Raw genomic sequence first — 11,629 nt, 5'->3', positions numbered from 1 at the left:
TCAGCAGATGTATTAACTGATCAGGCGCCTTCGCGAGCAAGCTCGCTCCCACAGGGAACAGGGAACAGGGAACAGGGTGCTGAGTGTAATCCGCGTCCATTCAATCACATGCGGTAAAACAACCGAACGTCGTCCTGCAGATTTATGTGCTTGAGTAAAGATAACTCTAGAGTTACTTTAATTCGGCCGGAGCAAGGAGGCGCCAGGTGCAAAGCAGGCTATTGATCAAGGAGCTGGAGGAAGCAGGCTGGACGCTGGATCGAGTCACCGGCAGTCATCACATCTTCACTCACCGTTACAACCCTTACACCATTCCCGTTCCCCACCCGAAAAAGGATTTACCGTTGGGGACGGTCAAAAGCATCAGGAGGCGTGCCGGGTTGTACCACCCGCCAGCCAGCAACAAGGGAGATCCATAATGCAATATCCGATCTGCATCGAATGGGGTGACGACAACACCGCCATCGGTATTCAGATACCTGACATTCCCGGCGCCGTCACAGCCGGGGATACCTTTGAGGATGCCTACAACGCAGCCGTTGAAGTCGCCCATCTCATGTTGCAGGAGATGGCGGCGGACGGGGAATCGATTCCGATGCCGACGTCGGCAGCGGCGCATCGCAATAATCCGGAGTTTGCCGACATGGGCTGGGGGATGCTCGAGCTGGATATCTCGCCGTACATGGGCAAAACCGAGAAGGTCAACGTGACGTTGCCAGGCTACGTGATCCAGCGCATCGATCGCTATGTGCGTGAACACAATGTCAAAAGCCGCTCTTCGTTTCTGGCGGATGCGGCGATGGAAAAACTGGTTCGCTATTAAGCGTCATCGCTCCCATAGGCCCAGCGAGCAACCTGTGGGAGCGAGCGCGATGCTTTTGACGTCTTACGCCGTTGCCAATGAGCCACGCTGCGAAACACTCAAGAATCGCAACAGCGCCAGCAGCGGGAACGCGCTACCGACAATCACGATCCACAACCAGCCGCCATGCTCATACACCGCACTGGCGACCGACGAGCCGAAGGCGCCGCCGATGAAGATGCTGGTCATGTACAGCGCATTCAGGCGACCACGGCTTTTGGCGTCCAGCGAGTAGACCGCGCGCTGGCCGAGGACCATGTTCATCTGTACGCAGAAGTCCAGTACCACGCCGGTCACGGCCAGGCCGATCACGCTGTAGGCCGGGTGAATGAAGGCCGGCAGGAAGCTCAGGCTGGCGAACAGCATGGCCAGCAGTGAAGCGATGCGGGTGTGGCCGGCGTCAGCCAGGCGGCCGCTGATCGGCGCGGCGATGGCACCGATGGCGCCGACCAGGGCGAAGATCGCGATCTCGCTTTGCGACAGGCCATGGTTGCGCGCCAGTTCCAGCGGCACCGCGGTCCAGAACAGACTGAAGGTGGCGAACATGCAGCCCTGATAAAACGCTCGCTGACGCAGCACCGGTTGCTGGCGCAGCAGCGTCCACAGCGAGCCGATCAGTTGGCCGTATGTAGCGCTGTGATCCGGTTGACGCTTGGGCACGGTCAACGCCAGCACCACGCTGATCGCCGCCATCAACGCCGCAGCAATCATGAACATCGCACGCCAGCCGAAATGGTCAGCCACTACGCTCGACACCGGCCGCGCCAGCAGGATGCCCAGCAGCAGGCCGCCCATGATCCCGCCGACCACCCGGCCACGGGATTCTTCCGGCGCCAGATGCGCGGCCAGCGGAATCAGGATCTGCACCGACACCGAACTGAAGCCCACCAGCAACGAGATCAGCAAAAACACATTCGGCTGGCTGGTGAACGCTGCACCGAGCAGGCTGGCAATCGCCACTACAGTGGTGATGATCATCAGCCGGCGGTTTTCCAGCAGGTCGCCCAGCGGCACCAGGAAGAACAGGCCCAGCGCATAACCGATCTGCGTCAGCGAGACGATAAAACTAGCCATGGTGTCGGAGAGACCGATGTCCGGCGCGATCAGGCCGATGATCGGCTGCGCGTAGTAAATGTTGGCGACGATCGCGCCGCAGCAGAAGGCGAACAGCAGCACCATGCCTCGGGTCATTGCGTGAGTTGTGGCGTTCATAAGGTTTCTCGATCCAGCGAAAGGGAATGCGGTGAGGCTAAGGGACGCACCGGAGCGGCGGTAGAAGCCTTGTATCGATAGCAGTTATTCCGTTGCGGAATAATTGGCTTCAGCGGCGGTGTCGTCCATCGGCGAACCTTGCGTCCGGCCGGGGAGGGCAGATGATACATTCACTTACATCTTCTTCGATAGCGTGCTTATGTTTACCGCTGCGCTTTTACTGTTCATCACCGGAGGATTGCCATGTTGCGCCAGCTGCTGCGTCACACCACCACGATTGCCTTGATCGGCCTGCTCAGTGCCAATGCGGTGCAGGCCGCTGATGCCCCGGGTACGCGGCTCGGCGTGCGCGGCGAGATCACCGGGGTCAGCGCCGACTCGCTGAAAGTCCACGTCAACAGCGGCGAGAACGTGGTGATCCGGTTGAACCCGGACACCAAGGTTCGCGCCGTCACCCTGGCCAATATCGAGGACATCAAGCCCGGCAGCTACATCGGTTCGGCCGCCATGCCGCAGGAAGATGGCACCCTCAAGGCAATGGAAGTGCACGTATTCCCGCCGGAACTGGCCGGCAGCGGTGACGGCCATCGGCCCTTTGATCTGGCCAAGGGCAGCAGCATGACCAATGGCAGCGTCGGCGATCTGGTGGTGAGCAATGGACGGGTGCTGACCGTCAACTACAAGGGCGGGCAGCAGAAGATCCTGGTGCCGGAGGATGTACCGATCGTCAATCTGACGCCGGGGGATCGGAGTTTGCTGAAGGTCGGGGTGAAAATTGTCAGCTTCGTCACCCAGGACGCCGACGGCACATTAACGGCGCAATCGATTTCCGCTGGCAAGGATGGCGTCACGCCGCCGATGTAAAAGCCCCTCACCCTAACCCTCTCCCGGAGGGAGAGGGGACTGATTGGGGGATGCTGAAGCAATACGCCGACCTGAAACTGCGTTGCCGAATCCATAATCTATAAGGTCTTTCAGGTCGATGTAACTCGCCAGACACCTCGGTCGGCCCCCTCTCCCTCCGGGAGAGGGCTGGGGTGAGGGCAAAACTGCCATGAAAAAGGCGACCACTGAGGGTCGCCTTTTTCATGTCCGCCAAATCTTACTGGCTGTAGATCTGATCAAAGATCCCGCCATCATTGAAGTGAGTCTTCTGCACCGAGCGCCAGTCGCCGAAGGTCTTTTCCACCGACAGAAAGTCGACTTTCGGGAAGCGGTCGGTGTACTTCGCCAGCACCGCCGGATCCCGTGGGCGCAGGTAGTTGGCGGCGGCGATTTCCTGGCCTTCCGGCGACCACAGGTACTTCAGGTATTCATCGGCGGCAGCGCGGGTGCCTTTCTTGTCGACTACTTTGTCGACCACCGACACCGGTGGCTCGGCTTCGGCGGAGACGCTTGGGTAGATCACTTCGAACTGATCGCGACCGAATTCGCGAGCGATCATCTCGGCCTCGTTCTCGAAGGTCACCAGCACGTCGCCGATCTGGTTGGTCATGAACGTGGTGGTCGCGGCGCGGCCACCGGTATCGAGCACCGGCGCTTGCTTGAACAGTTTGCCGACGAAGTCCTTGGCCTTGTTCTCGTCACCGCCGTTCTTCAGCACGTAGCCCCAAGCCGAGAGGTAGGTGTAGCGGCCATTGCCCGAAGTTTTCGGGTTCGGCACGATCACCTGCACGCCGTCCTTGAGCAGGTCGGGCCAGTCTTTCAGGGCTTTCGGGTTGCCTTTGCGCACGATGAACACCGTGGCCGAGGTGAACGGCGCGCTGTTGTTCGGCAGGCGGGTGACCCAGTTTTCCGGCACCAGTTTGCCGTTGTCGGCGAGGGCGTTGATGTCGGTTGCCATGTTCATGGTGATGACGTCAGCCGGCAGACCATCGATCACCGATCGCGCCTGCTTGCTCGAACCGCCGAAGGACATCTGCACCGTGATGTTTTCGTTGTGCTCGGCCTGCCAGTGTTTCTGGAACGCAGTGTTGTAGTCCTTGTAGAAATCGCGCATCACGTCGTAGGAGACGTTGAGCAGGGTCGGTGCGGCTTGAGCCACGCTGCCAAAGGCGAGACCGGCGGCGAGAAGTGAGGCGCCAAAGAGTTTTTTCACTGCGCATTCCTTGTTTTGTTTTGTGTAGGAGCTGCCGAAGGCTGCGATCTTTTGATCTTGTTTTTAGAAGATCAGGATCAAAAGATCGCAGCCTGCGGCAGCTCCTACAGGGGGTGATGTTTAATTGCCACTGACTATAACGGGGCACGCATAGTCGTTTAAAGATTAAAAAGCTCTGTGCTTATTCCAATTTCTTGAACAGCGCATTACCGCATCGTGAGCAGAACGCCGCGCCATGTTCATGGCTGTTTTTCTTGCACACCGGGCAGTCGTGCTGCAGTTGTTCGCCGCGCATGGCGTTGGCCAGTTCTGCAGTGAAAATCCCGGTGGGCACGGCGATGATCGAGTAACCGGTGATCATCACCAGCGAGGAAATCACCTGGCCCAACGGGGTCTTGGGCACGATGTCGCCGAAGCCGACGGTGGTCAGGGTCACGATAGCCCAATAGATGCCTTTGGGGATGCTGGTGAAGCCATGTTCCGGGCCTTCGATCACGTACATCAGGGTGCCGAACACCGTCACCAGGGTGCAGACGCTGACCAGAAACACCACGATCTTCTGCTTGCTGCCGCGCAGCGCCGACATCAGGTAGTTGGCTTGCTTGAGGTACGGGCTGAGCTTGAGCACGCGGAAGATCCGCAGCATGCGGATGATGCGGATGATCAGCAGGTACTGCGCATCGCTGTAATACAGCGCCAGAATTCCGGGCACGATCGCCAGCAGATCCACCAGTCCGTAGAAACTGAAGGCGTAGCGCAACGGTTTCGGTGAGCAGTACAGGCGCAGGATGTATTCACCGAGAAAGATCACGGTGAAGCCCCACTCGATGTAGGCCAGCACATCGGCATAGTTCTGGTGAATGCTGTCGATGCTGTCGAGCATCACCACCACCAGGCTGGCGAGGATGATCAACAGCAAGGTGCCGTCGAAGCGCCGCCCGGCGAGGGTGTCGCTCTGGAAAATCATCACGTAAAGCCGTTCGCGCCAACTGTTGCTGCTGTCCATGGATAACGCCTGAATTGAAGATCAGCGCAGCCTAGGTTGATTGTCCCCCTGTGCGCAAGGCGTGGCGTCGACGGCCGCTTTGCCGAGCATCTGGATCCCGGCGCGGATCAGCCAGCCGGCGAGGATGAACGGCGCGGTCAGCGTCGCCAGGCCAATGGCAGCAAACAGCGGCGTGACCAGCAGCGCAAGGACGATGCCCACCAGCGGCAGCCACGGTTGTTGGCGCTGCGCACTGAAGGCGAGGGCGGCGAGCACCGCGTTGTAACTGCCCAGCCCCAGCAACGCGGTGCTGCTTTCGTGGTGCAGCAGGCTCGACGCCAGGCCGATAGCCGACGCGAGCAATGCCCAGCAGAACGCCCGGCGATCAGCGACCAACAGGCCAATGCCGATCAATGCGCCGGCCAGCGGATGACCGAGGAACATCACTTGGCCCAACCCACGCAGTTCAGCGGCGAGCAGGTTCAGCGTGTTCATCTCGATGTGCGCCATCGGCGCGGACGGTTCGGCGAACAGCAACAGGATCCAGCTGATGGCCACGAACGGCGAGGTGTAAGCCGGTATGGAACGGCTGCGATACACATGCTTGAGCCACTGCTGAGTGACCATCGCACTGAGACCACCGGCTGCCAGAATCAGCGGCGGCAGCATCGGTGACCAGGGGAAATACAGGCTCAACAACAGGCCGAGCAGCACGCCGTTGTAGCTGAACAACCCGGCCTGACGATCCGCCTTGGCATAGTTGCGCCGTTGCGCGGTGAGCAATCCGGCGACGGCACCGAGCAACGCGCCGGCAAACAGTACCGGCGCGGTGAGCAGGATCGCCAGCAGGCACAATAGGCCGCACAGCGGATGGCGCTGGAGGAATATCTGACTGAAACCGTTGAGCAAAGCCTCGGCCCAGTCGGGGCAGTGGGTGTTGAAATGATTGGCAGGCATGTTGAAAAAATCTGGGCAGTTGGACAATCAAAGGGTCTTGCCAATAACCGTGGCGAGGGAGCTTGCTCCCGCTGGGTCGCGAAGCGGCCCCAAAATGGGTTAATGCGGCTCTTCTGTGAAAACCGTCATGCCCTAAAAGCGACGACTGCTGCGCAGCCGAGCGGGAGCAAGCTCCCTCACCACAGGTTTTGTATTCACATCAAAAATATGGGTCAGATCAATGTTTCGATCCGCAGCGAATTAGTCGACCCCGGCTGCCCGAACGGCACACCGGCAGTGATCAGCAACGTATCGCCACGCTCGGCCATGCCTTGCGCCTGAGCGATTTCCAGCGCGGTCGAACACACTTCATCGACCTGACGCAGGCGATCGTTGACCACCGAATGAATGCCCCACGCCACGCTCAAACGCCGCGCGGTCTGCAGGTTCGGCGTCAGGTTGAGGATCGGTGCTTTCGGCCGTTCCCGTGCCGCGCGCAATGTCGAAGCGCCCGACTCGCTGTAGTTGACCAGCACCGCCACCGGCAGCACATTGCTGATGCGGCGGATCGCGCAACTGATCGCATCGGATACGGTCGCCTCGGCTTTCGGTCGGCTGACGTCGAGCTGAGTCTGATAGTCGGGGCCGTTTTCCACCTGGCGGATGATCTTGCTCATCATCTGCACCGCTTCCAGCGGGTATTCACCGGACGCGGTTTCGGCCGAGAGCATCACCGCATCCGCGCCTTCGGCCACGGCGTTGGCGACGTCGGTGACTTCGGCGCGGGTCGGTGCCGGGGAGAAACGCATCGATTCGAGCATCTGCGTCGCCACCACCACCGGTTTACCCAGTTCGCGGCAGGTGCTGATGATGTTCTTCTGAATTTGCGGCACGCTTTCCGCCGGCACTTCCACACCGAGATCGCCGCGAGCGACCATGATCGCGTCGCTCAACTGGGCGATTTCGCGCAGTTGCTCAACCGCCGACGGCTTCTCGATTTTCGCCATCAGAAAGGCTTTGTCGCCGATCAGTTCGCGGGCTTCAAGAATGTCTTGCGGGCGCTGCACGAACGACAGCGCCACCCAATCCACACCCAGCTCCAGACCGAAGCTCAGGTCGCGGCGATCCTTGGCCGTCAGTGGGCTGAGGTCGAGCACCGCTTGCGGCACGTTGACGCCTTTGCGGTCCGACAGTTCACCGCCGGCGAGCACGGTGGTGTCGATCGCGTCGGTGTATTTGCTGACTACGCGCAGGCGCAGTTTGCCGTCATCCAGCAGCAGATCCATGCCCGCTTCGAGCGCGGCGATGATCTCCGGATGCGGCAGATTCACTCGGCGTTCATCACCCGGTGTGGCGTCCAGATCGAGGCGAAACGCCTGACCGCGATGCAGCTGCACCTTGCCGTCGGCGAACTTGCCGACGCGCAGTTTGGGCCCCTGCAAGTCCATCAGGATCCCGAGCGGATAGTTGAGCTGGCGCTCGACCTCGCGGATCCACTGATAGCGCTTGGCGTGGTCGGCGTGATCGCCGTGGCTGAAGTTCAGGCGGAAGATGTTGACCCCGGCCTCGACCAGTTCACGGATGTCTTCGATGCCATCGACGGCAGGCCCGAGGGTGGCGAGGATTTTGACCTTTTTATCAGGCGTCATGATTTGCAGTTCTCAAGGATCAGGATGGCGCGGAAGTCGTTGACGTTGGTGCGGGTCGGCTCGGTGACGATCAGCGCGTCGAGCGCCTCGAAGTAGCCGTAACCGTTGTTGTTATCCAGCTCGTCGCTGGCGCTCAAACCGAGGGCGGCGGCGCGGGCGTAGCTGTCCGGGGTCATGATCGCGCCGGCGTTGTCTTCCGAGCCGTCGATGCCGTCGGTGTCGCCGGCCAGCGCGTAGACGCCGGGCTGGCCCTTGAGGCTGTCGGTGAGGCTGAGGAGGAATTCGGCGTTGCGTCCGCCACGGCCATTGCCGCGCACGGTCACGGTGGTTTCGCCGCCGGAGAGAATCACGCACGGCGCTGCCAGTGGCTGCCCGTGGTTGATGATCTGCCGGGCGATGCCGGCGTGGACTTTCGCCACTTCGCGGGATTCACCTTCGAGGTCGCCGAGGATCAGCGTGCTGAAACCGGCCTGACGGCATTTCACCGCCGCGGCATCCAGCGATTGCTGCGGGCGGGCGATCAGCTGGAAGTGGCTGCGGGCCAGGCTTGGATCGCCGGGTTTGACGGTTTCCGATTCCGGGCTTTGCAGCCAGGTGCGCACCGAGGCCGGGACTTCGATGCCGTAGCGCTTGAGGATCGCCAGGGCTTCGGCGGAGGTGCTTGGGTCGGCCACGGTCGGACCGGAGGCGATGACCGTGGCGAGGTCGCCCGGCACATCGGAAATCGCGTAGGTGTAAACCGTGGCAGGCCAGCAGGCCTTGCCCAGGCGTCCGCCTTTGATCGCCGAGAGGTGCTTGCGCACGCAGTTCATCTCGCCGATGGTCGCGCCGGATTTGAGCAGAGCTTTGTTGATCGACTGCTTGTCAGCGAGGGTGATGCCTTCGGCCGGCAGCGCGAGCAGGGCAGAGCCGCCACCGGACAGCAGGAAAATCACGCGGTCGTCTTCGCTCAGGTTGCTGACCAGTTCCAGCACGCGTTTGGCCACGGCCAGACCGGCAGCGTCCGGCACCGGGTGCGCGGCTTCGACCACTTCGATTTTTTCACACGGGGCGCCGTGACCGTAACGGGTCACCACCAGACCGGAGACTTCACCCTGCCAGCTGCGCTCGACCACTTGCGCCATGGCAGCGGCGGCCTTGCCGGCACCGATGACGATCACCCGACCCGTGCGATCGGCAGGCAGATGGGCTTCGAGGACTTGGTTCGGATGGGCCGCGTCGATGGCTGTGGCAAACAGCTCGCGCAGCAGTTGTTGCGGATCGACCGACATGGCGGGCTCCCGGAATTCTTGTTATTGGGATGGAACGACAACGGTGCAGCAACGCGATCCTTGTGGGAGCTGGCTTGCCAGCGATTCAGGCGCCGCGGTCATTCAGACGGACCGAGTCGATGCCATCGCGGGCAAGCCCGCTCCCACAGGGAGCGAGCCAGAAGCGCAGATTATTTTTTGTCGCGAATCGAGAAGTTGGCCATGTGTTCCAGGCCCTTGATCAGCGCCGAGTGGTCCCAGTTGCTGCCACCGATGGCCGCGCAGGTGCTGAACACTTGCTGGGCGTTGGCGGTGTTCGGCAGGTTGATGTTCAGCTCCTTGGCGCCTTGCAGGGCCAGGTTCAGGTCCTTCTGGTGCAGGCTGATGCGGAAGCCTGGGTCGAAGGTGCCCTTGATCATGCGCTCGCCGTGCACTTCGAGGATCTTCGACGAAGCGAAACCGCCCATCAGTGCTTCACGCACTTTGGCCGGATCAGCACCGTTTTTCGAGGCGAACAGCAGGGCTTCCGCCACGGCCTGAATGTTCAGGGCAACGATGATCTGGTTCGCCACTTTGGCGGTCTGACCGTCGCCATTGCCACCGACCAGGGTGATGTTCTTGCCCATGGCCTGGAACAGCGGCAGGGCGCGTTCGAAGGCATCGGCGTCGCCACCGACCATGATGCTCAGGGTCGCCGCCTTGGCGCCGACTTCACCGCCGGATACCGGGGCGTCAAGGTATTGCGCGCCTTTCTCGTTGATCTTCTTGGCGAAGGCCTTGGTGGCGGTCGGCGAGATCGAACTCATGTCGATCACCACTTTGCCTTTGCCAAGGCCGGCGGCAACGCCGTCAGCGCGGAACAGCACGTCGTCGACCTGCGGGGTATCCGGCACCATGACGATGATGAATTCAGCTTCCTGCGCCACTTCGCGCGGGTTGGCCAGGGCGACGGCGCCAGCGGCCACCAGATCGGCTGGAGCGGCGTCGTGGTGCGCCGACAGGAACAGGCTGTGACCGGCTTTCTGCAGGTTCGAAGCCATTGGGTGGCCCATGATGCCGGTGCCGATAAATCCGATTTTAGCCATGAGAAAATCCTCTTGTTTTTATGTAGCCAGATAATGGGCCTGGCACACCTTGTGGCGAGGGAGCTTGCTCCCACTGGGGGGCGAAGCACCCCTAAAACCATCCATCGCGGTGTATCAGGCAAAACCGGTGTGCAGGGTTTACGACTGCTTCGCAGCCGGGCGGGAGCAAGCTCCCTCGCCACAAGGGTTTTGCAGTGTTCGTCAGATCGCGTTGTGGGTTTTCAGCCAGCCCAGACCGGCTTCAGTAGTGGTCAGTGGCTTGTACTCGCAACCCACCCATCCCTGATAACCAATGCGATCCAGGTGTTCGAACAGGAAGCGGTAATTGATCTCACCGGTGCCCGGCTCGTTGCGCCCCGGGTTGTCCGCGAGCTGCACGTGGTTGATCTCGGCCAGGTGCGATTGCAGGGTGCGGGCCAGATCGCCTTCCATGATTTGCATGTGGTAGATGTCGTATTGCAGGAACAGATTGGCGCTGCCGACCTGCTCGCGAATCGACAGGGCTTGCGCCGTGTTGTTCAGGTAGAAACCCGGGATGTCGCGGGTGTTGATCGCTTCCATCACCAGTTTGATACCGGCCGCCTGCAGCTTGTCGGCCGCGTACTTGAGGTTGGCGACGAAGGTCTTTTCCACGGTGGCATCGTCCACGCCCTGCGGACGAATACCGGCCAGGCAGTTGACCTGGGTGTTGCCCAGCACTTGCGCGTAGGCAATCGCCAGATCGACCCCGGCGCGGAACTCTTCAACGCGATCCGGCAGACACGCGATACCGCGCTCGCCTTTGGCCCAGTCACCGGCCGGCAGGTTGAACAGCACTTGGGTCAGACCGTTGGCATCGAGCTTTGCCTTGATTTCGGCAGAGCTGAAGTCGTACGGGAACAGGTATTCCACACCACTGAAACCGGCCTTGGCGGCGGCGTCGAAACGGGCAAGGAAATCCTGTTCGGTGAACAGCATGGACAGGTTGGCTGCGAAACGCGGCATGGTGGTCTCCCGTAAATCTTGTGAGGTTCCCCTTGTAGGAGCGAGCCTGTGTGGCGAGGGAGCTTGCTCCCGCTGGGGCGCGCAGCGGCCCCAAAAGCGTTACGACTGCTTCGCAGCCGAGCGGGAGCAAGCTCCCTCGCCACATGGCTAGCTCCCACAGGGAGAGCGGTCAGCAGTTAGTCGAGCAGCGAAATTGCCGTTGGCGCGTCGTTGCCGACCAGCGCCAGGTCTTCGAATTCGTTGACGGCGTTGATCTCGGTCCCCATGGAGATGTTGGTCACACGCTCCAGAATGATTTCGACGATCACCGGCACCTTGAACTCTTCGATCAGCTCTTCGGCCTTGCGCAGGGCAGGGGCGATGTCCGCTGGTTCGAACACACGCAGTGCCTTGCAGCCAAGGCCTTCGGCGACTGCGACGTGGTCGACACCGTAACCGTTGAGTTCCGGCGCGTTCAGGTTATCGAAGGACAGCTGCACGCAGTAGTCCATTTCGAACCCGCGCTGGGCCTGACGGATCAGCCCCAGGTACGAGTTGTTCACCACGACGTGGATGTAAGGCAGTTTGA

The 11,629-nt window shown here is 61.0% G+C and carries 12 protein-coding genes; 3 read left to right on the top strand and 9 right to left on the bottom strand.

The window, feature by feature from the left end; translation table 11 throughout:
• Window positions 1-206: 206 nt before the first annotated feature.
• Both ACIP8I_RS14840 and ACIP8I_RS14835 read left to right on the top strand, forming a co-directional pair.
• Window positions 207-419 carry a type II toxin-antitoxin system HicA family toxin gene (locus ACIP8I_RS14840; protein ID WP_007961665.1) on the top strand — a complete coding sequence of 71 codons (213 nt, stop codon included), beginning with the start codon at window positions 207-209 and terminating at the stop codon, window positions 417-419.
• Entirely contained in the window at window positions 419-823 is a 405-nt protein-coding gene (locus ACIP8I_RS14835) for a type II toxin-antitoxin system HicB family antitoxin (RefSeq protein ID WP_007961664.1), read from the top strand. Before ACIP8I_RS14840 ends, ACIP8I_RS14835 begins: the two co-directional genes overlap by 1 nt.
• 63 nt (window positions 824-886) lie before the next feature.
• Here the strand turns inward: ACIP8I_RS14835 and ACIP8I_RS14830 are convergent, their stop codons facing one another.
• The gene (locus ACIP8I_RS14830; protein WP_400762046.1) at window positions 887-2,074 is read right to left on the bottom strand and encodes an MFS transporter; all 1,188 of its coding nucleotides are present in this window, start codon (window positions 2,072-2,074) and stop codon (window positions 887-889) included.
• Window positions 2,075-2,317: 243 nt separating this feature from the next.
• Between ACIP8I_RS14830 and ACIP8I_RS14825 the strand changes: the two genes are divergently transcribed.
• Window positions 2,318-2,938 carry a hypothetical protein gene (locus tag ACIP8I_RS14825; protein ID WP_400762045.1) on the top strand — a complete coding sequence of 207 codons (621 nt, stop codon included), beginning with the start codon at window positions 2,318-2,320 and terminating at the stop codon, window positions 2,936-2,938.
• A gap of 238 nt (window positions 2,939-3,176) precedes the next feature.
• On the opposite strand, the gene ACIP8I_RS14820 is transcribed toward ACIP8I_RS14825, so the two are convergent.
• The 8 genes from ACIP8I_RS14820 to ACIP8I_RS14785 all read right to left on the bottom strand — a co-directional run.
• Entirely contained in the window at window positions 3,177-4,172 is a 996-nt protein-coding gene (locus ACIP8I_RS14820) for a sulfate ABC transporter substrate-binding protein (RefSeq protein ID WP_007961659.1), read from the bottom strand.
• Window positions 4,173-4,353: 181 nt separating this feature from the next.
• A complete protein-coding gene (locus ACIP8I_RS14815) occupies window positions 4,354-5,178 on the bottom strand; it encodes an ion transporter (protein ID WP_047292605.1) in 825 nt (274 codons plus the stop codon).
• Window positions 5,179-5,199: 21 nt separating this feature from the next.
• Entirely contained in the window at window positions 5,200-6,114 is a 915-nt protein-coding gene (locus tag ACIP8I_RS14810) for an urea transporter (protein WP_400762042.1), read from the bottom strand.
• 212 nt (window positions 6,115-6,326) lie between these two features.
• Window positions 6,327-7,742, bottom strand: coding sequence for a pyruvate kinase (pyk, locus tag ACIP8I_RS14805; RefSeq protein WP_095667159.1), 1,416 nt, complete (start codon window positions 7,740-7,742; stop codon window positions 6,327-6,329).
• Window positions 7,739-9,013 carry a glycerate kinase gene (locus tag ACIP8I_RS14800; RefSeq protein ID WP_145592999.1) on the bottom strand — a complete coding sequence of 425 codons (1,275 nt, stop codon included), beginning with the start codon at window positions 9,011-9,013 and terminating at the stop codon, window positions 7,739-7,741. Before ACIP8I_RS14800 ends, pyk begins: the two co-directional genes overlap by 4 nt.
• A 170-nt stretch (window positions 9,014-9,183) precedes the next feature.
• Entirely contained in the window at window positions 9,184-10,077 is an 894-nt protein-coding gene (locus tag ACIP8I_RS14795) for a 2-hydroxy-3-oxopropionate reductase (protein ID WP_329699247.1), read from the bottom strand.
• A 201-nt stretch (window positions 10,078-10,278) separates the two neighbouring features.
• Complete coding sequence (gene hyi, locus ACIP8I_RS14790) at window positions 10,279-11,061, bottom strand: hydroxypyruvate isomerase (protein ID WP_007961652.1); 783 nt, start codon at window positions 11,059-11,061, stop codon at window positions 10,279-10,281.
• A 176-nt stretch (window positions 11,062-11,237) separates the two neighbouring features.
• Window positions 11,238-11,629 (bottom strand): thiamine pyrophosphate-dependent enzyme (locus tag ACIP8I_RS14785; protein ID WP_400762039.1); only part of this gene is annotated, 392 nt, incomplete at its 5' end.

The sequence above is a fragment of the Pseudomonas sp. NPDC088414 genome, from assembly GCF_044753325.1.
GTDB lineage: Bacteria > Pseudomonadota > Gammaproteobacteria > Pseudomonadales > Pseudomonadaceae > Aquipseudomonas.
The sequence above is the reverse complement of the archived record's forward strand: the minus strand, read 5'-3'. Positions and strand labels throughout refer to the sequence as shown.